The sequence below is a fragment of the Paenibacillus sp. MMS18-CY102 genome, from assembly GCF_009789195.1.
Taxonomy (GTDB): domain Bacteria; phylum Bacillota; class Bacilli; order Paenibacillales; family Paenibacillaceae; genus Paenibacillus_T.
In genome coordinates, this window is the sequence record NZ_WSTC01000010.1 from 1 (window position 1) to 22,719 (window position 22,719).

38 protein-coding genes and 1 rRNA gene are annotated in these 22,719 nt (G+C 48.2%); 2 read left to right on the forward strand and 37 right to left on the reverse strand.

The features are described from left to right. The 3 genes from GON22_RS09065 to GON22_RS09075 form a co-directional block, all read right to left on the reverse strand. Window positions 1-100 (reverse strand): 16S ribosomal RNA (locus tag GON22_RS09065); the annotation flags it as partial. Between the two features lie 352 nt (window positions 101-452). After that, entirely contained in the window at window positions 453-674 is a 222-nt protein-coding gene (locus tag GON22_RS26000; RefSeq protein WP_006037906.1) for a hypothetical protein, read from the reverse strand. A gap of 116 nt (window positions 675-790) precedes the next feature. Beyond that, window positions 791-1,354 carry a stage II sporulation protein M gene (locus tag GON22_RS09075; protein WP_237179088.1) on the reverse strand — a complete coding sequence of 188 codons (564 nt, stop codon included), beginning with the start codon at window positions 1,352-1,354 and terminating at the stop codon, window positions 791-793. A gap of 144 nt (window positions 1,355-1,498) precedes the next feature. Between GON22_RS09075 and pdaB the strand changes: the two genes are divergently transcribed. After that, entirely contained in the window at window positions 1,499-2,311 is an 813-nt protein-coding gene (gene pdaB / locus GON22_RS09080) for a polysaccharide deacetylase family sporulation protein PdaB (protein ID WP_160395802.1), read from the forward strand. A gap of 6 nt (window positions 2,312-2,317) precedes the next feature. Here the strand turns inward: pdaB and GON22_RS09085 are convergent, their stop codons facing one another. Beyond that, window positions 2,318-2,962 (reverse strand): KinB-signaling pathway activation protein, encoded by a 645-nt coding sequence (locus tag GON22_RS09085; protein ID WP_160395803.1) that lies wholly within the window; start codon window positions 2,960-2,962, stop codon window positions 2,318-2,320. A gap of 200 nt (window positions 2,963-3,162) precedes the next feature. On the opposite strand from GON22_RS09085, the gene gerD reads away from it, so the two are divergent. Beyond that, complete coding sequence (gene gerD, locus GON22_RS09090) at window positions 3,163-3,861, forward strand: spore germination lipoprotein GerD (protein ID WP_160395804.1); 699 nt, start codon at window positions 3,163-3,165, stop codon at window positions 3,859-3,861. 72 nt (window positions 3,862-3,933) lie between these two features. Here the strand turns inward: gerD and GON22_RS09095 are convergent, their stop codons facing one another. The 33 genes from GON22_RS09095 to rpsS all read right to left on the reverse strand — a co-directional run bounded on the left by GON22_RS09095 (window position 3,934) and on the right by rpsS (window position 22,711). Beyond that, window positions 3,934-4,995, reverse strand: a complete 1,062-nt coding sequence (locus GON22_RS09095; protein WP_160395805.1) for an Mrp/NBP35 family ATP-binding protein — start codon at window positions 4,993-4,995, stop codon at window positions 3,934-3,936. A 117-nt stretch (window positions 4,996-5,112) separates the two neighbouring features. Next, window positions 5,113-5,886: an N-acetylmuramoyl-L-alanine amidase CwlD gene (gene cwlD / locus GON22_RS09100; RefSeq protein ID WP_160395806.1), complete on the reverse strand. Its 774-nt coding sequence runs from the start codon at window positions 5,884-5,886 to the stop codon at window positions 5,113-5,115. A gap of 140 nt (window positions 5,887-6,026) precedes the next feature. Further along, window positions 6,027-7,196, reverse strand: a complete 1,170-nt coding sequence (sat, locus tag GON22_RS09105) for a sulfate adenylyltransferase (protein WP_160395807.1) — start codon at window positions 7,194-7,196, stop codon at window positions 6,027-6,029. A gap of 35 nt (window positions 7,197-7,231) precedes the next feature. Beyond that, window positions 7,232-7,927, reverse strand: coding sequence for a phosphoadenylyl-sulfate reductase (locus tag GON22_RS09110; RefSeq protein ID WP_160395808.1), 696 nt, complete (start codon window positions 7,925-7,927; stop codon window positions 7,232-7,234). A 183-nt stretch (window positions 7,928-8,110) separates the two neighbouring features. Beyond that, window positions 8,111-8,503: a 30S ribosomal protein S9 gene (rpsI, locus tag GON22_RS09115; RefSeq protein ID WP_006037915.1), complete on the reverse strand. Its 393-nt coding sequence runs from the start codon at window positions 8,501-8,503 to the stop codon at window positions 8,111-8,113. A gap of 19 nt (window positions 8,504-8,522) precedes the next feature. Beyond that, window positions 8,523-8,960, reverse strand: a complete 438-nt coding sequence (gene rplM / locus GON22_RS09120; RefSeq protein ID WP_006037916.1) for a 50S ribosomal protein L13 — start codon at window positions 8,958-8,960, stop codon at window positions 8,523-8,525. A gap of 311 nt (window positions 8,961-9,271) precedes the next feature. After that, window positions 9,272-10,018 carry a tRNA pseudouridine(38-40) synthase TruA gene (gene truA, locus GON22_RS09125; RefSeq protein ID WP_160395809.1) on the reverse strand — a complete coding sequence of 249 codons (747 nt, stop codon included), beginning with the start codon at window positions 10,016-10,018 and terminating at the stop codon, window positions 9,272-9,274. A 317-nt stretch (window positions 10,019-10,335) separates the two neighbouring features. Next, the gene (rplQ, locus tag GON22_RS09130) at window positions 10,336-10,701 is read right to left on the reverse strand and encodes a 50S ribosomal protein L17 (protein ID WP_006037918.1); all 366 of its coding nucleotides are present in this window, start codon (window positions 10,699-10,701) and stop codon (window positions 10,336-10,338) included. A gap of 133 nt (window positions 10,702-10,834) precedes the next feature. Then, the gene (locus GON22_RS09135; protein WP_006037919.1) at window positions 10,835-11,779 is read right to left on the reverse strand and encodes a DNA-directed RNA polymerase subunit alpha; all 945 of its coding nucleotides are present in this window, start codon (window positions 11,777-11,779) and stop codon (window positions 10,835-10,837) included. Between the two features lie 126 nt (window positions 11,780-11,905). Then, window positions 11,906-12,301, reverse strand: a complete 396-nt coding sequence (rpsK, locus tag GON22_RS09140) for a 30S ribosomal protein S11 (RefSeq protein ID WP_006037920.1) — start codon at window positions 12,299-12,301, stop codon at window positions 11,906-11,908. 19 nt (window positions 12,302-12,320) lie between these two features. Then, window positions 12,321-12,689: a 30S ribosomal protein S13 gene (rpsM, locus tag GON22_RS09145; protein WP_006037921.1), complete on the reverse strand. Its 369-nt coding sequence runs from the start codon at window positions 12,687-12,689 to the stop codon at window positions 12,321-12,323. Window positions 12,690-12,711: 22 nt separating this feature from the next. Continuing rightward, window positions 12,712-12,825, reverse strand: coding sequence for a 50S ribosomal protein L36 (rpmJ, locus tag GON22_RS09150; RefSeq protein WP_003333770.1), 114 nt, complete (start codon window positions 12,823-12,825; stop codon window positions 12,712-12,714). Window positions 12,826-12,866: 41 nt separating this feature from the next. Beyond that, window positions 12,867-13,082, reverse strand: coding sequence for a translation initiation factor IF-1 (gene infA, locus GON22_RS09155; RefSeq protein ID WP_006037922.1), 216 nt, complete (start codon window positions 13,080-13,082; stop codon window positions 12,867-12,869). A gap of 2 nt (window positions 13,083-13,084) precedes the next feature. After that, window positions 13,085-13,375 (reverse strand): KOW domain-containing RNA-binding protein, encoded by a 291-nt coding sequence (locus GON22_RS09160; RefSeq protein WP_160395810.1) that lies wholly within the window; start codon window positions 13,373-13,375, stop codon window positions 13,085-13,087. Continuing rightward, the gene (gene map / locus GON22_RS09165) at window positions 13,372-14,130 is read right to left on the reverse strand and encodes a type I methionyl aminopeptidase (protein WP_160395811.1); all 759 of its coding nucleotides are present in this window, start codon (window positions 14,128-14,130) and stop codon (window positions 13,372-13,374) included. The genes GON22_RS09160 and map overlap by 4 nt, the downstream gene beginning before the upstream one ends. Beyond that, complete coding sequence (locus GON22_RS09170) at window positions 14,130-14,780, reverse strand: adenylate kinase (protein WP_160395812.1); 651 nt, start codon at window positions 14,778-14,780, stop codon at window positions 14,130-14,132. Before GON22_RS09170 ends, map begins: the two co-directional genes overlap by 1 nt. 83 nt (window positions 14,781-14,863) lie before the next feature. Continuing rightward, window positions 14,864-16,162: a preprotein translocase subunit SecY gene (gene secY / locus GON22_RS09175; RefSeq protein ID WP_160395813.1), complete on the reverse strand. Its 1,299-nt coding sequence runs from the start codon at window positions 16,160-16,162 to the stop codon at window positions 14,864-14,866. After that, entirely contained in the window at window positions 16,162-16,602 is a 441-nt protein-coding gene (rplO, locus tag GON22_RS09180) for a 50S ribosomal protein L15 (protein WP_006037927.1), read from the reverse strand. Before rplO ends, secY begins: the two co-directional genes overlap by 1 nt. Before the next feature lie 52 nt (window positions 16,603-16,654). Then, window positions 16,655-16,834, reverse strand: coding sequence for a 50S ribosomal protein L30 (gene rpmD / locus GON22_RS09185; protein WP_006037928.1), 180 nt, complete (start codon window positions 16,832-16,834; stop codon window positions 16,655-16,657). Between the two features lie 13 nt (window positions 16,835-16,847). After that, window positions 16,848-17,345: a 30S ribosomal protein S5 gene (gene rpsE / locus GON22_RS09190; protein WP_160395814.1), complete on the reverse strand. Its 498-nt coding sequence runs from the start codon at window positions 17,343-17,345 to the stop codon at window positions 16,848-16,850. Window positions 17,346-17,374: 29 nt separating this feature from the next. Further along, window positions 17,375-17,743, reverse strand: a complete 369-nt coding sequence (rplR, locus tag GON22_RS09195) for a 50S ribosomal protein L18 (RefSeq protein WP_160395815.1) — start codon at window positions 17,741-17,743, stop codon at window positions 17,375-17,377. A gap of 61 nt (window positions 17,744-17,804) precedes the next feature. Then, window positions 17,805-18,347, reverse strand: a complete 543-nt coding sequence (gene rplF / locus GON22_RS09200; protein ID WP_160395816.1) for a 50S ribosomal protein L6 — start codon at window positions 18,345-18,347, stop codon at window positions 17,805-17,807. Between the two features lie 28 nt (window positions 18,348-18,375). Continuing rightward, window positions 18,376-18,774 carry a 30S ribosomal protein S8 gene (gene rpsH / locus GON22_RS09205; protein WP_160395817.1) on the reverse strand — a complete coding sequence of 133 codons (399 nt, stop codon included), beginning with the start codon at window positions 18,772-18,774 and terminating at the stop codon, window positions 18,376-18,378. A gap of 33 nt (window positions 18,775-18,807) precedes the next feature. Next, the gene (locus GON22_RS09210; protein ID WP_006037933.1) at window positions 18,808-18,993 is read right to left on the reverse strand and encodes a type Z 30S ribosomal protein S14; all 186 of its coding nucleotides are present in this window, start codon (window positions 18,991-18,993) and stop codon (window positions 18,808-18,810) included. Window positions 18,994-19,014: 21 nt separating this feature from the next. Continuing rightward, complete coding sequence (rplE, locus tag GON22_RS09215) at window positions 19,015-19,557, reverse strand: 50S ribosomal protein L5 (protein WP_160395818.1); 543 nt, start codon at window positions 19,555-19,557, stop codon at window positions 19,015-19,017. Window positions 19,558-19,590: 33 nt separating this feature from the next. Then, window positions 19,591-19,944, reverse strand: a complete 354-nt coding sequence (gene rplX, locus GON22_RS09220; RefSeq protein WP_160395819.1) for a 50S ribosomal protein L24 — start codon at window positions 19,942-19,944, stop codon at window positions 19,591-19,593. A gap of 70 nt (window positions 19,945-20,014) precedes the next feature. Then, complete coding sequence (gene rplN, locus GON22_RS09225; protein ID WP_006037936.1) at window positions 20,015-20,383, reverse strand: 50S ribosomal protein L14; 369 nt, start codon at window positions 20,381-20,383, stop codon at window positions 20,015-20,017. Between the two features lie 50 nt (window positions 20,384-20,433). After that, on the reverse strand, window positions 20,434-20,697 hold the full coding sequence (rpsQ, locus tag GON22_RS09230; protein ID WP_160395820.1) for a 30S ribosomal protein S17: 264 nt from the start codon (window positions 20,695-20,697) through the stop codon (window positions 20,434-20,436). A 51-nt stretch (window positions 20,698-20,748) separates the two neighbouring features. Beyond that, on the reverse strand, window positions 20,749-20,949 hold the full coding sequence (gene rpmC, locus GON22_RS09235; protein WP_006037938.1) for a 50S ribosomal protein L29: 201 nt from the start codon (window positions 20,947-20,949) through the stop codon (window positions 20,749-20,751). Continuing rightward, window positions 20,939-21,373, reverse strand: coding sequence for a 50S ribosomal protein L16 (rplP, locus tag GON22_RS09240; RefSeq protein WP_160395821.1), 435 nt, complete (start codon window positions 21,371-21,373; stop codon window positions 20,939-20,941). The genes rpmC and rplP overlap by 11 nt, the downstream gene beginning before the upstream one ends. 2 nt (window positions 21,374-21,375) lie before the next feature. After that, window positions 21,376-22,041 (reverse strand): 30S ribosomal protein S3, encoded by a 666-nt coding sequence (gene rpsC / locus GON22_RS09245; protein WP_160395822.1) that lies wholly within the window; start codon window positions 22,039-22,041, stop codon window positions 21,376-21,378. A gap of 13 nt (window positions 22,042-22,054) precedes the next feature. Continuing rightward, a complete protein-coding gene (rplV, locus tag GON22_RS09250; RefSeq protein WP_006037941.1) occupies window positions 22,055-22,390 on the reverse strand; it encodes a 50S ribosomal protein L22 in 336 nt (111 codons plus the stop codon). Between the two features lie 39 nt (window positions 22,391-22,429). Next, entirely contained in the window at window positions 22,430-22,711 is a 282-nt protein-coding gene (gene rpsS, locus GON22_RS09255; protein WP_006037942.1) for a 30S ribosomal protein S19, read from the reverse strand. Between the last annotated feature and the right edge of the window lie 8 nt (window positions 22,712-22,719).

A 22,719-nucleotide genomic window follows, 5' to 3' on the forward strand; every position in this document is an offset into this window, starting at 1 on the left:
AAGCATCAGAGGTGCAAGCACCTCATCAACTCCGCTCGACTTGCATGTATTAGGCACGCCGCCAGCGTTCGTCCTGAGCCAGGATCAAACTCTCCATAAAAGAAGTTTTCAACGCGAGTTGAAAATCTTCAACTTTAGAGCATTTGTAGCTCATTTTGAAACATTTATTCTGACAGTTTCGCTCGTTGTTCAGTTTTCAAAGAACAATTTCGACAACGTTTTACATCTTATCACATGATGTTCAGTTGGTCAAGCATTTATTTTTGATCATTATTTCAGTATGTATACTGTATTGATCAATTATATCTTGCTTGCCGGCGTCGTTCTCTCGACCGGAATTAGAATATACCATAGACCGTTAATGCTGTGCAAGCGTTTTTTGAAATATTTTTGGATCCGTCGGGACAAACGGGCCGCAAACATCCATTAGAAGCAGCCCGCATACACGATTTTCAGCGATAGTTCCGTATATTCAGCACATATCGAGATAGTTCTTTTGGCGATGCGATCCGAGCAAACATGCGAAAAATAACCTTGTACCGTTTCGCTATTGCCTGCTTAATGTCTTCATCCAATCTCGAGTCATGGAGATCAAGCATCATTTCATCCAATTCTTTTCGGAGGACGTAATCAAATTCTTTGCATTCTTTTTCGTTGAACAAGATCCCGAGCATAACCGTTGCCGGCCTCCTTAAAGTGATCATCTAATCGATACCTTCAACAAAAGCGGCGTCCCGCGCTAATGCGTTGGACGCCGCTTTATTGTTATGCTCAAATAATGGAAATTTTATTACTTTCCTAACAGCCAAACTGTTACCGTGCTCTCGATGACCAGCAACACAATCCCTATTAGGACAGGAACCGTACATAACAGGTACTTTTGCGTTTCTTTTGCTAACCCGCCAGAACGCTTGAATGCAGATCCAATCCATCGAAACGTAAACGAACCCGATTTTAATCCATACGCTGCTGTTATGATCAACACGGGAATTTCTATAATTCCATGTGGCAATAATCCTTTGAAAATAAGATCAAACAAGGCGCCGCTTCCCGCTTGCTCACTTACGTTGTAACACAAATAGCCGATGATCATGCCATTAACAATCAGAAAGAACAAAGGAAAGATGCCGAAGAAAAAACCTAAGTATATAACCGCGGCGAATTTAATTGCATTGTTAAAAAAAATAACAACCAAAGCAAATAGTGTCGGATTGCTCGATGTATTAACCTTTTCAGCAACTTGCCGGATGGACTCAAGTTGGCTATTCATAAAATCATTTAATCCCGGGCTAGTTGTACCCGCTACAATGCCAGCCAAAAATAAAACGGCACTTAAAATAAAATAGGAGTTCATTGCCCGAAGGTGCTGGGCAAATGCAAGGCGACGAAGCATGCAATAACATCCTTTCTGTATCGTTATGGAGGTAGTGGGCATATCCACCGTGTACGAGCATAGATTGTACTAGAACAAGCCTAAACGAGAGGAGCGCCTTTCTATATGAACATGTTTTATGTATTTAACGGAAGAAAACTAAAACGGATGCTGTTCCTTGCGATTGCAGTTGTTTTCTCTGGGGGGATTATTTATGCGGAACGCGATAACATTACCGTGTTTGCTCCACAACAGCCTGCAGCTATCTACAGTATTCCTACAGAGAAAAAGGTAATCGCCCTTACATTCGACATCAGTTGGGGAGACAAGCGGGCGGAACCGATTTTAGACATTTTGAAAGAAAAGAACATCAAAAATGTAACCTTCTTCATCTCCTCGATGTGGAGCCAGTCCCATCCTGAGATCGTCAAAAAAATCGTAGATGCCGGCTATGAAATCGGAAGCCATGGCCATAAACATGATGATTACAGTACGCTCAGCGATGAGGAAATTCGTACGCAAATCCGAATGGCTGATAACATCATTTCGGGATTAACAGGCAAATCTCCAAGTTTGATACGGCTGCCTAATGGGGATTTTGACAAGCGGGTCCTTCGAATTGCCGAAGAATTGAACTACAAAGTAATCCAATGGGATACGGATTCGCGGGATTGGCTGAACATCGGAACGAGCAATATTATCGACCGTGTCGTGTCGCGTGCCCATCCTGGGGATATCGTTCTTATGCATGCCAGTGATTCCAGCAAGCAGACACATGAAGCATTGCCTGCGATTATCGATCAATTAAAAGCGAAAGGCTATGAGTTCGTAACAGTGTCCCAAATGATCGGGCAGACGGAAATCCAAGGAAAAACGGTTAATACCGATACCTTGTCAGATCCCTCTGCCCGGATGGAAGCTGCTGCATTTGGCCTTTAGTTAGAACTAAGAAGCTGAATTAGCCGATTTCGTGATTGTCGCGGAGTCGGCTTCTTGCTTGGTTGTCCCAACGAGTCGATGCAGAAGCAATATTTGATAAGCATTGCAAATGAATAATGGTGTGATCATAAAGAGGACAGAAACGGCATTCGTATCTTCCCCATTAATGCTTGGCCAAGCTTCTAGTACCGTAACGACGAACATTAAAAATATTGTCGATACAAAAGCGCTTTTATTCGTTTGCTTCACCTTAATGTACGCAACGATAAGTGATCCAATCAGAAGCGCAAGCGGCAACACCCAGTACAGCCAATCGCTTAGCTTCTCACGTTCTCCATACAGCATATAACCGAGCGCGAATACCGCGAAAGCCGATGAATACCCTTGCAAAGTCGTCCATAAAAACTTGCGGCGGAATATGCTAAGGGCGATATAACTCGCTGTCAAATAAGCGAAAAATCCTAATTGGCTAAATACGCCTATCATAAATCCACTGACCGCCATGTTAAAAACATTATATCCGATTTCATCCGCTTTCAAAAAACCAAACGATTGATCCGTCAATTGAAGCACTAGCCCCAGCAGCGTACAAACGACAGCGCCTAAGGCCATACAGCTCCAAAATAGGAAAAACAATTTCTTTAAGTTCATGCTACTCCCTACCTCCGCATCATCTCGAAGTTCCCCTCGATAACCTACCCTTCATTTTACCATGTCCGCAACAAAAAGCTAATCCTATCCCATGATAATCGCGTGAACTTTGCGCATACTAATTGCATGAAACAGTGTAAGCTTACTTATCGGCTATTATGGCTGTATATAGCTTGTACTAAGGAAGGAGACGGCGGATCATGGTTATCCGATGGCGATTGTGGATAATGGTAACGAGCGTCTCGCTGCTGCTGACGGCTTGTGGCGCAGAGCCCTCCTCTCAGAGCGAGCCCATTAGTTACAAAGACATGAAATCAATGGTTATCGATATTCTTAAGACAGAAGATGCGCAAAAAGCATTACAGGAATCGGCAAGCGCACAGTCCGGCAATAGCGGATTTAGCTCGAAGCTGCTTTCTGTTCAAGACCAAGAGCAGGTTCGAATGGCGGTCAAAGAGGTTCTGGTATCCCCGGAATATGATAAAGTCATTAATAAACTCATGACTGACCCTCGTTTTGCGGGAGAATTCGCCAAGACCGTTAATGCACAAAATAAGCAAATTCATAAGGACTTGCTGAAGGACCCTACCTACCAAAAGGATCTTATTCAAGTGCTGAAAACGCCTGAAATGGATAAAATGATCCTTGAAGTGCTTCAGAGCTCGCAATACCGGAAACAAGTGATGTCGCTCATGCAGGATTCCATGCAGAACCCATTGTTCCGTCTAGAATTGCTTGAGTTGCTTAAAAAGGCGGTTCAAGAAGAGCTTAAGCCTAAGCCTGATGAACCGGTCGATAAGAAGAAAGACGAAGGCAGTGAAGAAAGCGAAAGTGGCGGGGATTCCTCCAAAGATTCCGAATCCGGCGGGGAAGGCGACAGCGGGGATTCCTCGGTTTAGCCTTAGTTGATGAGAAATTAAAAATGACCTATGTACACGATACGAAAGTATCATGCCCATGGGTCATTTTTGTTAGATTTTTTCCATCACACGTTGTGCAAGGGAAGCATATAGTTGGCCGATCTCGCTGTCAGCTTTGTACACCGACGGCGAAAAATCTGGCTCAGATGGGTGATTGTCTGGTTGTCCCAATGGAATCTGGGCCATGAGCTCCGCGTTTAGCTGTTCAGCTAATCGTGCACCGCCCCCACGCCCGAACACGTATTCTTTCTCGCCCGTTTGGGTGCTGACGTAATAAGACATATTCTCGACAACCCCTACGATCGCATGCTCGGTTTTGATCGCCATTGCACCTGCACGGGCTGCTACGAAGGCTGCGGTCGCATGCGGCGTGGTCACGATAATTTCTTGGCTTTGCGGGATGATTTGATGAACATCCAATGCAATGTCTCCCGTGCCTGGAGGAAGATCAAGCAACATATAGTCGAGTTGTCCCCATTCGATCTCAGCGAAGAAATTGCGAAGCATTTTGCCAAGCATTGGCCCGCGCCATACGACTGGGCTATTGTCCTCTACAAAAAAGCCCATCGACATCACTTTCACGCCAAAACGCTCGATTGGAATGATACGCTCCCCTTCAACCTGAGGGCGTTCTTCGATCCCCATCATATCTGGAACGCTAAATCCATAGATATCAGCGTCGATCAGCCCTACACGCTTGCCTGCGCGAGCTAATGCAACCGCTAGGTTAACGGTAACTGTCGATTTGCCAACGCCGCCCTTGCCACTTGCGATAGCAACGAATTTCGTGCCGCTCTCAGGCGATAAGAGAGGTGTCGGATCCAAGAGGCCGCCATGGCCTTTAACCGGTGTCTCCTGCTTATCTGCCGGGCTAGGAGCCACTTCATTCAGTGGACGGAAACGGCAGTGTACGCTCGATGCGCCTGCACGGATAAGTGCCTCGCGAAGCGCTTGTTCCAGCTCAGATGACCGTTCTCCCGCCTCCGCGAGTACGGTCATCGATACTTGCCCTTCTTTTACTACAACGTCCCGAAATTGTGCTGCTGCGCCTTCAAAACCTGCCTCATCCGCTGTTATGCGAATCAGGTCAATCACTTGTTCACGAGTTACCATCGTTTCTCATTCCACCTTCGGCTAGATACGATTTATTAGATCGAATAGATCCGTTCATGCTTTAAAGGCTATTATAGCACAGTTAAGCATCGTCTTCGATTCGCCGATCCGGCCGGATTACTTTGGTGCAATTGGCGCTCCTGGCTTTTCCCCTGCACTAAACCGCAGAATGCCTTGATAAATAGCTGCTGCGACCGAACGCTGGTAATTTCCATCCGCTAATCGGGAAGCTTCCTCAGGATTAGATAAGAACCCAACCTCTACTAGTGCCATCGGTATCTCTTTGAGTTGCTTCATCAGGTAAACCTCATTCTTAATGACGGATGCTATTCGATTCGTATTCGTAAGATTACGGCGAATTTCATCTTGTATGAGCGCAGCAATAACGCTGTTGTTCATATTGTTCGGATAAAAGAAGGTTTGGGCGCCTGACCACTTTGGAGATGGAATGCTGTTCATATGAACGCTAATGACGAGATCGGCTTTGTTCTCTCGAATAAAGGCAACACGCTTCACCAGATCCTCTGTTTTCCTTCTAGCCGTTACTTTCGTATCGGGAGAAGCTAGATCATAATCCCCTTCCCTCGTCATGACGACAAGTGCCCCAGCTTGCTGTAAATAATCACGTAAGTAAAGGGCTATCGCTAAATTGAGATCTTTCTCGATAGCTCCTTGCTTGCTGACGGCTCCCCCGTCGATTCCGCCATGCCCTGCGTCAATGGCGATTGTTTTCCCGGACAACGGCAATGACCAAGTGGTAGAAGTCCGCGACACCGGGAAATCCTGTACAATGAGCACCACAGCTGCCAAAACGATCAACAAGCCAATTGCAATACGCATGGTCCCCTTATAATTTAGCCAGACTACAATTCGGTTGCGGTAACGCCGCATAAAAAAACCACCCCGTCCCACACGATTGGTAAGCGGGCTTTACGAGAAAGCCTGTACTTTACCATCCTTATGGGACGAGGCGGTTGAATATGTCATTACGACGTATTCGAAATGATTTTAATACAAAAATGAAGTAGTAATTAGCCGTTAACCGGCTCTACTGCCATGCCTTCGATCAAAATTTTCGCAACTTCTGGACGCGAGAATTCTGGCGGAGGGCAGATACCGTCGCGCAGAAGCGCGCGCACTTTCGTGCCGGAGAGCGTCAAATGGTCTTCTTTGCCGTGAGGGCAAGTTTTGCTGGAAGCCATGTTGCCGCACTTCGTGCAGAAGAAGCTATGCTCGAAGTAGAGCGGTTGAATGCCGAGCTCTTCAGCCGAGAACGAGCGAAGCAGGTCCTGCGCTTCATAGGTGCCGTAGTAGTCGCCTACACCAGCATGGTCACGGCCAACGATGAAGTGTGTGCAGCCATAGTTTTTGCGAACCATCGCATGGAAGATTGCCTCACGCGGGCCAGCATAACGCATAGCAGCCGGGAATACGCCGAGGAACGTACGATCCTGTGGATAGTAGTTCTCAAGAAGTGCGATGTAGCTCTTCATGCGAACGTTAGCAGGAACGTCATCCGACTTCGTCTCGCCAACAAGCGGGTTGAGGAAGAGGGCATCGACGATTTCCATTGCACTCTTTTGGATATATTCATGTGCACGATGCACAGGATTGCGCGTTTGGAATCCAACAACCGTACGCCAGCCCTTCTCAGCGAAGATGCGGCGGGTTTCAGCTGGATCGAAGTAGAACTCATTAAATTTCTCTGGAACTGGACGGTTCAATACCGTAATTGGTCCGCCCACATAGGTCGAAGAACGTTCGAACAGCTTCGCAACACCTGGATGCTCAATATCATCCGTCTTAAATACGTTAACCGCTTCAACCTTCTGGTCAACGTTATAGATGCTTTCAACAGACAGTACTGCATACACAACGCCATCTTCGCCTACAAGCGCTACACGTTGGCCTGAAGCCAGCGCTGCAGCTTTTTCCGGCTCTACTGCCAGTGTAATTGGAATGCTCCATACCGTGCCATCAGCCAAGCGCATACGCTCAACTACAGAGCGATAGTCAGCTTCGTTCATGAAGCCCGTAAGTGGCGAGAACGCGCCTACACCAATAAGGTCAAGGTCAGAAATTGTCCAGTTGTTGATAACGAGTTGTGGCAAAGATTTTACTTCTTCCAGCAATGCTTCACGTTCAGCACCTGCGGCAATCCGGTTAACCAGTACGCCACCATGCGGCAAAATGTTACTCATCGTGCTTCGTTCCTCCTCTATTCGATAACGCTAGCTTATTTATGCAATCCGCACTCCGTTTTGTCGTTGCCCGACCAGCGTCCAGCGCGTGGATCTTCACCTGGCATAACTTGGCGTGTGCAATGTGTGCATCCGATCGACGGATAGTTATTGTCATGCAGCGGGTTATAAGGCACGTTATTCTCGCGAATATAGTTCCATACGTCCTCGTTCGTCCAGCTAGCAAGCGGATTGAACTTCATGAGGCCAAACTTGTAATCATACTCGACTTTTTTCGAGTTTGCACGCGTAGGTGCTTGGTCACGGCGAATACCCGTAATCCAGCACTCGTATTGGCTCAAAATTTTAGTCAGCGGTTGAACCTTGCGGATGTTGCAGCATTGGTTCGGATCGCTCTTCCACAGCTCATCGCCGTGTTGCGCAGCTTGTTCTTCTGGCGTAATTTCTGGCTTTACTTGCACATAACGAATATTCGGATAACGCTCAGCCAATGCATCACGCGTTGCCAGCGTTTCAGCGAAGTGGAAGTCCGTATCCAAATAGAAAGTATCGATATTCGGATTAACTTTTTGAATCATATCGACGAGCACAACGTCCTCTGCACCGAAGCTGCATGCAAACGTAATGTTCGGGAACGTCTCAATGGCATATTGGATGATGGCTTCTGGCGTCGCATCTTCGAGTTCGATAGCCTTCTGAGCCGCGAGCGCTTCTTTTTCTAACAAGTTCATCGTCAAAACCTCCATACAGGAATAATTCCAAGTAATATAATCTACATTAATTTGATTATACGTCTTTCAATCCGTTTGTACAATGGATTAATTTATACGTCGCTAGCAGTTCCAAGCCCATTGTTTATAACAAAAATACCTCTTCCGTGCACAGAGTGCAACAGAAGAGGTATGGAAAATCGATTAACGTTTGGAGAACTGTGGAGCGCGACGTGCTGCTTTAAGACCGTATTTTTTACGTTCTTTCATACGTGGGTCACGCGTCAGGAATCCTGCACGTTTCAACGATGGACGGAACTCAGGATCAGCTTTGAGCAATGCACGGGAGATACCGTGGCGAATTGCGCCTGCTTGACCGGAGATGCCACCGCCGTTAGCGATAACGATGATGTCGTATTTGTTCGTTGTGTCAGTCAGCGTGAGCGGTTGCTTCACGATGAGTTTCAGCGTTTCCAGACCGAAATATTCATCCAGATCGCGTTTATTAACAATGATTCGTCCTTCACCCGGCACGAGACGAACGCGTGCTACGGAGTGTTTACGACGACCGGTTCCATAGTATTGGACTTGTGCCATGAAACTGTCCTCCCTTTAATTAACCGCGAAGCTCGTACACTTCAGGGTTTTGTGCTTGGTGCGGATGTTCCGAACCAGCATAGACTTTAAGTTTGAGCTTCATTTTGTCGCCAAGACGGTTTTTTGGAAGCATGCCGTGAACAGCTGCCTCAAGAACGCGCTCTGGGTGTTTTTGGAGCATGTCATTCGCAGTAGTCACTTTCAGGCCACCTGGATACATCGAGTGACGGTAGTACTTTTTGTTTTGAAGCTTTTTGCCCGTGAGGACAATTTTCTCAGCATTGATGATAACGACGAAGTCGCCCGTATCAACGTGAGGTGTAAATTCAGGTTTGTGTTTGCCGCGGATCAAGGAAGCCGCTTCGCTGGCCAGACGGCCCAGCGTTTTGCCTTCAGCGTCGATCACAAACCACTTGCGATCAACTTCATTCGGCTTTGCCATAAAGGTAGTACGCATGGGTGTTCCTCCTTAAAATGTAACCAATCCATTTATAATGAAACGTTCGCGCGTTTCAAGATTTCATTCATTCGTTAATGCTGCCAAGTTTATTGCGTCAATGCTGTACATTTTTAATCGGGGCTGTGGGATAGCCATTAAAAATGCACAAGTTATATACTACTATAAGTAGCGGTCTTTAGCAAGAGGGTTTCTCTGGCATTTCTCGATTATTTGCATATTTAACATGATCAAATGTCACTATAGCGTACATGAACAAATAATGCCCTTAATCGTTTATGCTGTAGCCCTTTATCCCTGCTAATTGAACCCTACTCAGTTGGATACTCTACATTCCACAACATGAGCCCATGCGCCATAGCTGTCGGGCCGGCACAAGTGCGGTCAACAGCTGCCAACATGCCTGGAATATCCGCAGGAGAGAGTTTGCCTTCACCAACCCACATCATCGTACCGGCAATAATCCTAACCATATTATATAGGAAGCCACTGCCTGTCACGAATAAATACAGTAATGGGCCATCCTCTTCAAGCCAGGCTTCAAAAATTGTCCGTACGTGGTGAGGCTGTGTGGACTGTATGGATGTAAATGATGTAAAGTCATGCTCGCCGATCAGATGACACAACGCTTCCCTCATCGCATCCACCTGCAACGGCGTCGGATGATGGAAGGCATACAGACGGCTAAACACGTCCGGGAACTTGCGCCGGTCAATCGTATACCGATATGTCTTCCGCTTCGCTGAATGGCGCGAGTGGAACGCCTCAGGTGCTTCCCAAGCCTCCAGTATAACGATATCATTGGGCAGCCTTGTGTTCATCGCTAAAGCCCATCGCTCTGGCGGTATGCGTGACTCCGTATGAAAATTAAATACTTGGCCACGTGCATGCACACCCGCATCTGTGCGCCCTGAACCGATGATTCGAAGCTGTTCGCCCGTTAAAGAATGAATCGCTGCTTCGACAATATCCTGTATCGTATTACCGCTAGGCTGTGATTGAAAGCCACTATACGTTGTTCCGTCATAACTGACGGTCATCACAATATTACGGCTCATCGCAACCCCTCCCCTCTAGCGAAGGCCTTCAAGGAAACCCCAGACCTACTACATCATTGCACAAACGTTCTATCCACACACAAACCCACAGTATCCCCAAACAGTCGGCGTGAGCCTAATCAATTTAACTTATCAACAGGTGGATAAACCAATTAGCATCGTTCTATCCCCATGTGGAATAAATCATAAATCGAAAGTTCAGCTGTTAATAGTGGGTTTATTTGGCCCGTCGCAACGCATCCACGCGTTACGATATCGCGCAAGAAAAAAAGGTGGCCGCAAAGGTCCACCCTTTCTCATCCGATCCATCCGGTCGATTACGCGCGATCCACCAGTTCCAAATACACCATAGGCGCTGAATCACCGCGGCGCGGTCCTAGTTTAAGAATCCGCGTGTATCCGCCCGCACGTTCCGAGTAACGGGTGGCCAGTTCGGAGAACAACTTTTGGATTGCATCTTGCTCGCCATCAATCGTTTCACGGCGAACGAAAGCAGCAACTTGACGACGAGCATGAAGATCACCTTTTTTAGCTTTCGTGATCAACTTTTCAGCGATAGAACGAACTTCTTTCGCTTTTGCTTCTGTCGTTTGGATGCGCTCGTTAAGGAACAGGTCAGTGACGAGGTCGCGGAAAAGAGCTTTACGCGCGCTAGCGTCACGGCCCAACTTTTGGTAAGCCATCGATTTCTCCTCCTTCTGCAAGATCACCTAACCGATTAGCGCTTACGCTCCTGCCGGAATCCTGGAGGATTCGACAATGAAACGTAAGCAATCGCTTAAGCTATCCCACTTCTTGTGTTCTCATGATTGTTCTCTATTCTTCCATACGGAGGCCTAAACCGAGTTCCTCGAGCTTCTCTTGTACTTCCTCCAAAGACTTGCGACCAAGGTTGCGCACCTTCATCATATCTTCTTCGGTTTTCGTAATCAGCTCTTGAACCGTGTTAATGCCTGCACGTTTCAAGCAGTTGTAAGAACGAACGGAAAGATCCAGTTCCTCGATCGTCATCTCGAGTACTTTTTCTTTCTTATCTTCTTCTTTCTCGACCATAATTTCCGCGTCTTTGGCTTCATCGGTCAATCCGACGAACAGGTCCAAATGCTCGGTCAAAATTTTAGCGCCGAGGCTTACAGCCTCTTCCGGTCGAATACTTCCATCAGTCCAAACTTCTAAGGTGAGCTTGTCATAGTTGGTAACTTGGCCGACACGAGTATTTTCTACGCTGTAATTGACACGGGTAATGGGCGTGTAAATCGAATCTACGGGAATTACGCCGATCGGTTGATCTTCTTTCTTGTTGCGATCCGCAGGTACATACCCGCGTCCACGATTGGCGAATACCCGCATATGGAGCCGCGCACCGGAGGCTAAGGTCGCGATATGAAGATCAGGGTTTAAAATCTCGACATCGCTGTCCGCGCGGATGTCGCCCGCCGTTACGTTCCCTTCGCCTTCTGCGTCAATTTCCAAAACCTTTTCTTCATCGGAGTGGATTTTGAGCGACAGGCCTTTCAGGTTCAATATGATCTCGGTAACGTCCTCGATCACTCCGGGAACCGTCGAGAACTCATGCAGCACGCCGTCGATTTGAACCGAAGTCACAGCTGCGCCTGGCAAAGACGAAAGCAGAATCCGGCGAAGCGAATTCCCCAAAGTCGTACCGTATCCGCGCTCAAGTGGCTCGATTACAAAACGTCCGTATGTGCCGTTATCAGTAAGCTCTACGGTTTCGATTTTCGGCTTTTCGATCTCAATCACTAGTAATACCCTCCTTCAAAACGTCGCTCCGTTCACCGTACGTTTTCAGTCGAATCATGTAGTATGCCAAACCTTCACAACCATTATTCACAAGTTGCTGTAATTTGATACCACAGCAAGACTGAATTATACGCGGCGACGTTTCGGTGGACGGCAGCCGTTGTGTGGAACCGGCGTAACGTCTTTAATCAGGTTAACTTCAAGACCAGCAGCTTGGAGGGAGCGGATTGCCGCTTCGCGACCAGCACCAGGTCCTTTAACCATAACTTCAACCACTTTCATGCCATGCTCCATAGCTGCTTTAGCAGCCGTTTCCGCTGCCATTTGAGCTGCGAAAGGCGTGCTTTTACGGGAGCCCTTGAAGCCAAGGTTACCGGAGCTTGCCCAGGAGATTGCATTGCCGTGTGGATCCGTGATCGTTACGATCGTGTTGTTGAACGTCGAACGAATGTGCGCTACGCCGGTATCGATATTTTTACGGTCACGGCGTTTCGTACGGACGACTTTTTTAGGTTTAGCCATTGTCTGTTATCCTCCCTTCTTACTTCTTCTTGTTCGCTACAGTACGACGAGGACCTTTACGCGTACGTGCGTTCGTTTTCGTACGTTGACCGCGAACTGGCAGTCCACGACGATGGCGAACACCACGATAGCAGCCGATCTCGATCAGACGTTTAATGTTAAGCGAAATTTCACGGCGAAGGTCGCCTTCCACTTTAACCGATTTGTCGATCGTTTCACGAAGTTTGCTAACTTCGTCTTCCGTCAGGTCGCGAACGCGCGTTTGCGCGTCTACGCCAGTCGTCGCCAGAATCTTCTTAGCAGTCGTTTGACCGATGCCGAAGATGTATTGGAGAGCGATCTCGACGCGTTTGTCGCGTGGCAAGTCAACACCAGCAATACGTGCCATATGCCTTGTTTCCCTCCTTTATCTAGCCTTGTTTTTGTTTGTGTTTAGGATTTTCACAAATCACCATAACGTTGCCTTTGCGTCGAATAACTTTGCACTTCTCGCAAATTGGCTTTACCGAAGGTCTAACCTTCATTGTGACTACCTCCCGAATCCTTCGGCGCAAGCCCGAAAGGCTTACTTCCGATAGGTAATGCGTCCACGTGATAAGTCATAAGGCGATAACTGGATAACAACTTTATCTCCGGTTAGGATTCTGATAAAGTGCATGCGCAGTTTGCCGGATACGTGAGCCAAAATTTGATGTCCGTTCTCTAGCTCCACCTTGAACATTGCGTTAGGTAGCGGTTCTACTACCGTACCTTCGACCTCAATGACGTCTTCCTTAGCCACCGTCATTCTCCTTTCGCTTGCACGAACTTCTGAATCGCGTAGCGCAGCTTGGCATTCGTCACCCGGCCGGTCTCACTCATGCTGTCTGCAACTTCGGTACTGACGACCGGCTGTAGCACAAGGTGCGCGATGTTCTTCTTCTTCGGCCGATCAAACCGTTTCTTATCGCCGTCAGCGATGAGTACGAAACGATTATCTACGATACCGATAATAACCGCATAACCGCCCTCATCCTTACCACGAAGTACGAAAGCGATCTGACCGATCTGCGGTGCATCATCGACGTGCATCATGCCGTAGCGCCCGATTGGGTTAATATTTCATAACCGTTCTCAGTTACTGCGACCGTATGCTCGAAATGAGCGCACCACGAGCCGTCAACCGTGACGACTGTCCAGTTGTCTTCCAGCGTCCGAACGTACCGTTCCCCAAGGTTAACCATCGGTTCGATACAGAGGACCATGCCCGGCTTAAGCCGTGGGCCTCGATCCGGAATGCCGTAGTTCGGAATTTGCGGTTCTTCATGAAGTTTGGAGCCGATACCATGACCGACATACTCACGAACAATCGATAATCCCGCATCCTCGACAACCTTTTGTACAGCATGCGATATCGTGAAGAGTCGAACATCCGGCTTAATCAGCTCTAGCGCAGCATACAGAGATTGTTCAGCCACATCGAGCAGTCGCTGCGCATCAGCGGAAATGGTTCCAACGCCATACGTCCAGGCAGAGTCTCCATGATACCCCTGATATTGCGCTCCGATGTCGATGCTAATGATATCTCCTTCTGCCAACTGTTGATTACCCGGAATGCCATGCACTAACTGATCGTTTACAGAAGCGCATATGCTGGCAGGAAATTGATTGTAACCTTTAAAAGATGGAATGGCGCCCTGACTCCGAATATACGTTTCGGCGATCTGATCCAGCTCACGAGTCGTAATGCCTGGCCGTATCGATTGCTTAAGCAATCGATGTGTGTCCGCGACAATACGCCCTGCTTCCCTCATCAGACGAAGCTCCGCTTCCGACTTGCAAATGATCATTAGCGTGAACCCCGCAGAACGGATACGATCTCAGCAGTTACAACATCAATGTCCTGTTCCCCATCAACTTCACGAAGTTGCGATTTGCCTTCGTAGTAAGCGAGCAACGGAGCAGTTTTCGAGATGTACTCGTCAAGACGGGTGCCGACTTTTTCTTCGGTATCGTCTGAACGTTGGTACAGCTCTCCTTCACACTTGTCACAAACGCCTTCCTGTTTCGGCGGGTTGAACATGACGTGATAAGTGGATCCACACGATTTACAGATGCGGCGACCCGTCAAACGAGCAAGCAGCAATCCGCGATCAACTTTCAAATTAACGACGTGATCGATCGAGCGGCCCATGTCCGCGAGCATGCTATCAAGCGCTTCGGCTTGTTGCAGCGTACGCGGGAATCCATCAAGCAAAAAGCCTTTGGAGCAGTCATCCTGAAGCAGGCGGTCCCGAACGATTCCGTTCGTAATCTCATCCGGAACGAGCAAGCCTTGATCGACAAACTCTTTTGCTTTTTGGCCCATTGGAGTGCCTTGCTTCATAGCTAGGCGGAACGCATCACCGGTCGAGATATGCGGCACAGCGAACTGATCGACAATGCGCTCAGCTTGCGTTCCTTTGCCAGCCCCTGGAGGTCCCATGAATAGAATGTTCATTCCGTGTTCCTCACTTTAAGCACAATAGGTCCCTTCGGGTCCGACGCTGTCGCCAACGCCTGGAGCCCGATTTGAACCTACTGTTATTTATTGATAAACCCTTTGTAATGGCGTTTGATCAATTGGCTCTCGATCTGTTTCATCGTGTCGAGTGCAACACCGATGATAATCAGAAGTGATGTACCGCCTAATTGAACGCCTTGCGGCAAGCCTGCCAATTTGCCAAAAGCAACTGGCAGCAGCGAGATAAGTGACAAGAAGACCGCACCTGCGAGCGTAAGACGAGTCATAACGCGCGTAATGTACGAGGAAGTTGGTTTGCCAGGGCGAACGCCCGGGATGTAACCACCGTTCTTTTTCATCTGATCCGCCATTTGTACCGGGTTGATTTGAACAAATGTGTAGAAGAAGGTAAAGCCAACAATCAAGATAACGTACAGAACCATACCAAGCGGTTGGTCATAGTACATATTCTTGATGACCCATTGCGCCCAATCGTGATTTGCCCAGAACTGTGCGATCGTAATCGGGAACATGAGCAACGAGATTGCGAAGATTACCGGAATAACGCCTGCGCCGTTAACCTTCAGCGGAATATGAGTCGATTGGCCACCGTACATTTTCCGTCCAACTACGCGTTTAGCATATTGAACCGGAATTTTACGGATACCTTGTTGGACGAAGATAACGCCCACGATAACCGCGATTACCACGACTACGATAAGCACTACCTTCAGGATGTTCCAGAACAGCATATCGCCAGGGTTCTCGAACTCTGATGCATAGATGTCACGAATATGTCCCGGCATAGCCGCTACGATACCCGCGAAGATCAGAACCGAGATGCCGTTGCCGATACCACGTTCTGTAATTTGCTCGCCGAGCCACATCAAGAAAGCTGTACCAGCAGTCAAGATGATTGCGATCATAGCATAAGTAGTGAACTTAGGATCAATGACCATCTCGTAAGCATATCTACGGTTAAAGCCTACAGCCGTACCAAAGCCTTGAATCAAGCCTAAGATGATCGTGCCGTATCGAGTTATTTGCGCTAGTTTCTTTTTGCCATTCTCGCCTTCCTTCGCCCATTCCGTAAACTTCGGAATAACGTCCATCGACAAAAGCTGTACGATGATAGAGGAAGTGATGTATGGCATAATCCCGATCGCGAAGATCGAGAAATGGAACAATGCGCCACCCGAGAAAGTGTTCAAGAGGCCAAACAGGTCTGCACCTGTATTAGCTTGCTTGAACACATCCGTATTAATATTCGGAACCGGGATAAACGAACCGATCCGGTAGATCAGCAAGATGAAAAGCGTAAACAGGATCTTCTTGCGAAGGTCTTCCACTCTCCAAATGTTGGACACCGTCTTGAACATTAGATCACCTCGGTTTTACCGCCGGCAGCCTGGATTTTCTCTACCGCAGATTGAGAGAACTTACTAGCTTTAACAGTCAGTTGAACCTTGATTTCGCCATTGCCCAATACTTTAATGCCGCTCAATGGGTTTTTGACGATCCCTTGCTCCAGAAGGAATTCTGGAGTTACTTCTGTTCCTGCTGCAAAGCTATTCAATTCTTCAATATTGACAATCGCATATTCCTTGCGGAAGCGATTGTTGAAGCCGCGTTTCGGAACGCGACGGTACAATGGGTTCTGACCGCCCTCGAAGCCTGGACGAACACCGCCGCCAGAGCGAGCGTTTTGCCCTTTGTGACCGCGGCCAGCCGTTTTACCGTTACCGGAACCGATACCGCGACCGATACGCTTGCGCTCTTTACGGGAACCTTCTGCAGGTTGGAGCTCATGCAATTTCATCGTTCGTAGCACCTCCTTAAATGGTTTGCCTTAAAATCTATAGGGGTTAAAATTAAACTTCTTCAACTTTAACCAGGTGGTTAACTGCGTTAACCATACCGCGAATAGCCGGACTGTCGTTCAGGACAACCGATTGGTGAAGCTTGCGCAGACCAAACGATTCAACTGTAGCACGTTGCTTTTCGTTGCGGCCGATCAGACTGCGAACAAGCGTAATTTGCAATTTCGCCATCGTGTTTCCCTCCTTAACCCAGAAGCTCTTGAACGGTTTTACCGCGAAGCTTCGCCACGTCCTCTGCACGTTTCAGGCGGGAAAGGCCTTCAAGCGTTGCATTAACCATGTTCATGGAATTAGAGGAACCCAGCGATTTTGTCAGGATGTCGCCTACACCAGCCAGCTCGAGTACTGCACGAACTGGACCGCCAGCGATAACACCTGTACCTTGGGATGCTGGTTTCAGAAGAACTTCGCCAGCGCCAAAGTGACCGACTACAAGATGCGGGATCGTCGTTCCTACAAGCGGAACGTGAACCAGGTTTTTCTTCGCATCTTCAATGCCTTTGCGAATCGCGTCTGGAACTTCGGCAGCTTTACCGATACCAGCGCCTACGTAGCCTTTGCCGTCGCCGACAACAACGAGAGCGCTGAAGCTGAACCGACGTCCGCCTTTTACTACTTTAGATACGCGGTTGATGTTAACAACTTTTTCAGTCAGTTCTAACGTATTAGGATCTACACGCAAGTCGTTTTACCTCCTTGTTAAAAATTTTATTAGAATTCGAGCCCTGCTTCGCGAGCTGCATCAGCCAGTGCTTGAATACGTCCGTGGTACAGATAGCCACCGCGATCGAACACGATCTCAGTTACGCCTTTAGCTTTCGCACGAGTTGCGATTGCTTCGCCAACTTTTTTAGCCGCTTCAACGTTACCGCCGTTACCGATTGCTTCAGCAAGCTCTTTGTCGAGCGTGGATGCCGATGCGATCGTTACGCCGTTAACATCGTCGATCAATTGCGCGTACATATGTTTCGAAGAACGGAATACGGACAGACGCGGGCGCGCAGTCGTTCCGTTAATTTTCTTACGAACACGCAGATGACGCTTAAGACGGGCTTTGTTTTTATCGCCTTTCGTAATCATTCGTAGTCACTCCTTTCCGTTATCTTATGCTGCTATCGAGATAAGCCGGGTGTTAAGCGGCTTATTTTTTCTTACCAGCTTTACCCTCTTTGCGGAGGATGCGTTCGCCTTCATACTTGATGCCTTTGCCTTTATACGGCTCTGGCTCACGTACGGAGCGAATTTTTGCCGCCGTTGCGCCAACAAGTTCTTTGTCGATGCCGCGAACGATGATTTTCGTCTGGGACGGCAGTTCGAATTCGATGCCGTTGTCCGGAGCGATCTCAACTGGGTGGGAGTACCCTACGCTAAGAACGACTTTCTCGCCGCTCTTTTGTGCACGGTAACCAACGCCAACGAGCTCAAGCGTTTTTGCAAAACCATCCGTTACGCCGCTTACCATGTTCGAAATAACGCTACGCGTCGTTCCGTGCAGGGAGCGGTGCAATTTGTTGTCAGTAGGACGTTCTACCACGATCTCGTTTTCTGCTACATTGATCTTCATATCTTTGTGCAGCGAACGGGACAGGGAGCCTTTAGGTCCTTTTACAGTGATGACGCTGTCGTTCAGGCTGATGTTAACGCCTGCCGGTACAGCGATCGGTTTGCGACCAATACGGGACATTGTTACACCTCCAATCTTTGACGAGTTATTACCAAACGTAGCAGACGACTTCGCCGCCGGATTTCGTTTGACGAGCTTCTTTATCGGTCATAATTCCTTTGGACGTGGAAATAATAGCAATTCCCAAGCCGCCCAATACGCGAGGAATCTCGGACGATTTCGTGTAAACACGCAGACCAGGTTTGCTAATGCGCTTCAGGCCTGTGATTACGCGTTCGTTGTTCGATCCGTATTTCAGGAAAACACGGATGATCCCTTGCTTGTTATCTTCGATATATTCTGCATCGCGGATGAAGCCCTCGCGTTTCAAAATCTCAGCGATTTGCTTCTTCACTTTCGAAGCGGGCATTTCCACGGTTTCGTGACGAACGACATTCGCGTTGCGAATACGTGTCAGCATATCTGCGATCGGATCAGACATAACCATTTATGTGAACCTCCTTCCCGAACTAAGAACTGATTACCAACTTGCTTTTTTAACGCCAGGAATCTGGCCTTTATATGCTAATTCACGGAAACAAATCCGGCAAACTTTAAACTTTTGCAATACGGAATGCGGACGGCCACAGCGCTCACAGCGCGTGTACGCACGCACTTTGAACTTCGGTGTGCGCTGTTGCTTCACTTTCATCGAAGTTTTTGCCACTTGGTAAACACCTCCCGTGGATTACTTCGTGAACGGCATGCCCAGTTGGGTGAGCAGCTCACGAGATTCTTCGTCCGTTTTGGCCGTCGTAACGATGACGATGTCCATACCGCGAACTTTGTCTACTTTATCATACTCGATCTCCGGGAAGATGAGTTGGTCTTTCAGGCCCAGCGTGTAGTTACCGCGACCGTCGAACGCTTTGTTCGAAACACCGCGGAAGTCACGTACGCGTGGAAGCGTGATGTTGAACAGTTTGTCGAGGAAGTAGTACATACGCTCGCCGCGCAGTGTTACTTTCGCCCCGATTGGCATGTTCTCACGAAGTTTGAAGCCTGCGATCGATTTCTTCGCACGCGTGATTACTGGCTTTTGACCAGCGATCAGCTGAAGTTCTGCAACAGCTGCGTCCAATACTTTGGAGTTTGCTACTGCCTCGCCGACACCCATGTTGATGACGACCTTCTCGATCTTAGGCACTTGCATTACAGTCGTATAATTAAACTTCTGCATCAGAGAAGGTGTAATTTCGTTTAGGAAACGATCTTTCATTCTTACTGCCATGGTTCAGTGAACCTCCTTTCCGTCTCGGATCAATTAGTCGATCACTTCGCCGGATTTTTTAGCAACCCGGACTTTTTTGCCGTTGTCGAGCACTTTGTAACCGATACGCGTTACAGTACCGCTTTTCGGATCAATGTGCATAACGTTCGATACGTGGATCGCAGCTTCTTGCTCGATGATGCCGCCTTGCGGATTCGCTTGGGACGGACGAGCGTGCTTCTTCACGATATTAACGCCTTCGACCAGTACACGGTTTTCGCGAGGATAAGCTGCGATTACGCGACCTTTTTTACCTTTGTCTTTACCGCTAATAACGATAACATTATCGTCTTTTTTAACGTGAAGCTTGTTGTTATGCGATTCGAGAATTTTTTTCAGCCGTGGCATGAGTACACCTCCTGCTTGCTTGATCGGTCTTGCTTATATTTACCCTTAGCGCGCTGCGCCCTGTGGGGTATTAGATAACTTCCGGTGCGAGCGATACGATTTTCATGAAGTCTTTGTCACGCAGTTCACGAGCAACTGGTCCAAAGATACGCGTGCCACGTGGGCTCTTGTCTTCTTTCACGATTACCGCAGCGTTCTCATCGAATGCGATGTACGATCCGTCTTTACGACGTACAGAACGTTTCGTACGAACGATAACTGCTTTCACAACGTCGCCTTTTTTGACAACGCCGCCTGGTGTTGCTTGTTTTACGGAGCAGACGATCAAATCTCCGATGTGGCCAACACGACGTCCCGTGCCACCAAGCACCCGAATGCACATCAATTGTTTAGCGCCGGAGTTGTCAGCGACAGCCAAACGCGTAAATGGTTGAATCATTTCAACGTCCTCCTTTCGGAAAAATGCTCTTTAGACTTCAGTCCAATAACTTAAAGGACGATCGCTTCTTCAACGATTTCTACGAGTCTGAAGCGTTTGTCTTTGGAAAGCGGACGAGACTCCATGATTTTCACGACGTCGCCGATCTTCGCCTGGTTGTTCTCGTCATGTGCTTTGAACTTCTTCGTGCTTTTAATGCGTTTATGGTACAGATCATGTTTTTTGTAAGTCTCAATTGCAACCACGATCGTTTTGTCCATTTTATCGCTTACCACTTTGCCGATTAGAACTTTGCGGGCATTGCGTTCGCTCATGTTCTTCCTCCTTCCTTAAGCCATTAAAAGGGCTTATCCGCAGTGTGAATATTAACTACTGATACCGAGTTCTCTTTCACGCAAGACGGTTTTGGCACGAGCTATTTCCTTCCGCACATCACGAATGCGAGTCGGATTGTCCAGTTGGCCCGTTGCCAGTTGGAAACGAAGGTTGAACAGTTCTTCTTTGAAGCCTGCGACTTTTTGTTCAATCTCAGCAGAGGTTAGGTTGCGAAATTCACTAGCTTTCATTTGCTTCACCACCCACTTCTTCGCGTTTCACGAACTTCGTTTTAACAGGGAGTTTGTGGGCCGCGAGGCGCATTGCTTCACGTGCGATTTCTTCCGGTACACCTGCAAGCTCGAACATAACCTTGCCTGGTTTAACAACCGCTACCCATTTCTCAACGTTACCTTTACCGCTACCCATCCGTACTTCAAGCGGCTTTTGCGTGATTGGCTTGTGCGGGAAGATCTTGATCCACACTTTACCACCCCGTTTGATGTAACGGGTCATCGCGATCCGTGCAGATTCGATCTGACGGTTCGTAATCCATGAAGGCTCAAGTGCTTGGAGGCCGTATTCGCCGAAAGCGACTTCCGTACCACCTTTTGCTCTACCTCTCATGTTACCGCGTTGTTGCTTACGGTGTTTGACGCGTTTTGGTACCAACATGGTTAGTTGCCTCCTTCCTGTGCAGCTTTCTTCTTAGCAGCTGGAAGGATTTCACCGCGATAGATCCACACTTTTACGCCGATGCGGCCGTAAGTCGTGTGTGCTTCTGCTGTGCCGTAGTCAATATCAGCGCGCAGCGTATGAAGCGGAACCGTACCTTCGCTGTAGCCTTCCGTACGTGCGATCTCAGCGCCGCCGAGGCGTCCGCTAACCGACGTTTTGATACCTTTTGCGCCCGAACGCATCGTGCGTTGGATCGCTTGTTTCAGTGCACGGCGGAACGAAGTCCGGCGCTCAAGCTGTTGAGCAATGCTTTCAGCTACGAGGATAGCGTCCAGATCTGCTTGCTTGATTTCCGTGATGTTAATGTGCACTTTTTTGCCGTTCGTAATTTTAGCAAGTTGGTTGCGGAGGTTTTCAACTTCCGAACCGCCCTTACCGATAACCATGCCTGGTTTCGCCGTGTTGATCGTTACGTTGACGCGGTTAGCGGCACGCTCGATCTCGATACGGGAAACGGCTGCGTCTTTCAGCTTGTTTTTCAGGTATTCACGGATTTTCACGTCTTCGATAAGAAGATCGCCGAAATCTTTACCTGCAAACCATTTGGATTCCCAGTCACGGATGATACCGATACGGAGTCCGACTGGATTTACCTTTTGACCCACACGTTTTCCCTCCTTATTTCTCGGATACGATCAAAGTGATATGGCTCGTACGTTTGTTAATCCGGCTAGCGCGACCCATCGCGCGTGGACGGAAGCGTTTCAACGTCGGTCCTTGGTTCACGAATACTTGCTCGATTACCAACTTGTTAACGTCGAGTTGGTAGTTATGCTCCGCATTTGCGATAGCGGAGTTCAAAAGCTTCTCCACAATCGGGGAAGCAGACTTTGGCGTGTGACGCAAAATCGCGATCGCCTCGCCTACCTTCTTGCCGCGAATCAAATCGACAACGAGTTGGGCTTTACGAGGTGCGATACGTACGAAATTAGCGTGCGCTTTCGCTTGTGCCATGGATGAACCTCCTCTCGTAACATCGAGTCAAACCGTTAATTAACGGCGACCCGTTTTCTTATCGTCGTCACTGTGGCCTTTGTACGTACGCGTCGGTGCGAACTCACCGAACTTGTGTCCAACCATATCTTCCGTGACGTATACTGGCACGTGTTTGCGACCGTCATAAACCGCCAACGTGTGACCAATGAATTGTGGGAAAATGGTCGAGCGCCGGGACCAAGTTTTGATCACGACTTTTTTGTTCGTCTCGTTCAGCTCTTCGACTTTCTTCAGCAGGTAGCCGTCAATAAACGGACCTTTTTTCAAACTGCGACCCATGGATGATC

Coding starts and splice junctions, on each gene's coding strand:
- GON22_RS26000 (WP_006037906.1), bottom strand. CDS start 674: ATGCTCGGGATCTTGTTCAACGAAAAAGAATGCAAAGAATTTGATTAC.
- GON22_RS09075 (WP_237179088.1), bottom strand. CDS start 1,354: ATGAACTCCTATTTTATTTTAAGTGCCGTTTTATTTTTGGCTGGCATT.
- pdaB (WP_160395802.1), top strand. CDS start 1,499: ATGAACATGTTTTATGTATTTAACGGAAGAAAACTAAAACGGATGCTG.
- GON22_RS09085 (WP_160395803.1), bottom strand. CDS start 2,962: ATGAACTTAAAGAAATTGTTTTTCCTATTTTGGAGCTGTATGGCCTTA.
- gerD (WP_160395804.1), top strand. CDS start 3,163: ATGGTTATCCGATGGCGATTGTGGATAATGGTAACGAGCGTCTCGCTG.
- GON22_RS09095 (WP_160395805.1), bottom strand. CDS start 4,995: ATGGTAACTCGTGAACAAGTGATTGACCTGATTCGCATAACAGCGGAT.
- cwlD (WP_160395806.1), bottom strand. CDS start 5,886: ATGCGGCGTTACCGCAACCGAATTGTAGTCTGGCTAAATTATAAGGGG.
- sat (WP_160395807.1), bottom strand. CDS start 7,196: ATGAGTAACATTTTGCCGCATGGTGGCGTACTGGTTAACCGGATTGCC.
- GON22_RS09110 (WP_160395808.1), bottom strand. CDS start 7,927: ATGAACTTGTTAGAAAAAGAAGCGCTCGCGGCTCAGAAGGCTATCGAA.
- rpsI (WP_006037915.1), bottom strand. CDS start 8,503: ATGGCACAAGTCCAATACTATGGAACCGGTCGTCGTAAACACTCCGTA.
- rplM (WP_006037916.1), bottom strand. CDS start 8,960: ATGCGTACTACCTTTATGGCAAAGCCGAATGAAGTTGATCGCAAGTGG.
- truA (WP_160395809.1), bottom strand. CDS start 10,018: ATGAGCCGTAATATTGTGATGACCGTCAGTTATGACGGAACAACGTAT.
- rplQ (WP_006037918.1), bottom strand. CDS start 10,701: ATGGCTTACCAAAAGTTGGGCCGTGACGCTAGCGCGCGTAAAGCTCTT.
- rpsK (WP_006037920.1), bottom strand. CDS start 12,301: ATGGCTAAACCTAAAAAAGTCGTCCGTACGAAACGCCGTGACCGTAAA.
- rpsM (WP_006037921.1), bottom strand. CDS start 12,689: ATGGCACGTATTGCTGGTGTTGACTTGCCACGCGACAAACGCGTCGAG.
- rpmJ (WP_003333770.1), bottom strand. CDS start 12,825: ATGAAGGTTAGACCTTCGGTAAAGCCAATTTGCGAGAAGTGCAAAGTT.
- GON22_RS09160 (WP_160395810.1), bottom strand. CDS start 13,375: ATGATGCACGTCGATGATGCACCGCAGATCGGTCAGATCGCTTTCGTA.
- map (WP_160395811.1), bottom strand. CDS start 14,130: ATGATCATTTGCAAGTCGGAAGCGGAGCTTCGTCTGATGAGGGAAGCA.
- GON22_RS09170 (WP_160395812.1), bottom strand. CDS start 14,780: ATGAACATTCTATTCATGGGACCTCCAGGGGCTGGCAAAGGAACGCAA.
- secY (WP_160395813.1), bottom strand. CDS start 16,162: ATGTTCAAGACGGTGTCCAACATTTGGAGAGTGGAAGACCTTCGCAAG.
- rplO (WP_006037927.1), bottom strand. CDS start 16,602: ATGAAATTGCATGAGCTCCAACCTGCAGAAGGTTCCCGTAAAGAGCGC.
- rpmD (WP_006037928.1), bottom strand. CDS start 16,834: ATGGCGAAATTGCAAATTACGCTTGTTCGCAGTCTGATCGGCCGCAAC.
- rplR (WP_160395815.1), bottom strand. CDS start 17,743: ATGATTACGAAAGGCGATAAAAACAAAGCCCGTCTTAAGCGTCATCTG.
- rplF (WP_160395816.1), bottom strand. CDS start 18,347: ATGTCCCGTATTGGTCGCAAACCGATCGCTGTACCGGCAGGCGTTAAC.
- rpsH (WP_160395817.1), bottom strand. CDS start 18,774: ATGGTTATGTCTGATCCGATCGCAGATATGCTGACACGTATTCGCAAC.
- rplE (WP_160395818.1), bottom strand. CDS start 19,557: ATGGCAGTAAGAATGAAAGATCGTTTCCTAAACGAAATTACACCTTCT.
- rplX (WP_160395819.1), bottom strand. CDS start 19,944: ATGCCACGGCTGAAAAAAATTCTCGAATCGCATAACAACAAGCTTCAC.
- rplN (WP_006037936.1), bottom strand. CDS start 20,383: ATGATTCAACCATTTACGCGTTTGGCTGTCGCTGACAACTCCGGCGCT.
- rpsQ (WP_160395820.1), bottom strand. CDS start 20,697: ATGAGCGAACGCAATGCCCGCAAAGTTCTAATCGGCAAAGTGGTAAGC.
- rpmC (WP_006037938.1), bottom strand. CDS start 20,949: ATGAAAGCTAGTGAATTTCGCAACCTAACCTCTGCTGAGATTGAACAA.
- rplP (WP_160395821.1), bottom strand. CDS start 21,373: ATGTTGGTACCAAAACGCGTCAAACACCGTAAGCAACAACGCGGTAAC.
- rplV (WP_006037941.1), bottom strand. CDS start 22,390: ATGGCACAAGCGAAAGCGCACGCTAATTTCGTACGTATCGCACCTCGT.
- rpsS (WP_006037942.1), bottom strand. CDS start 22,711: ATGGGTCGCAGTTTGAAAAAAGGTCCGTTTATTGACGGCTACCTGCTG.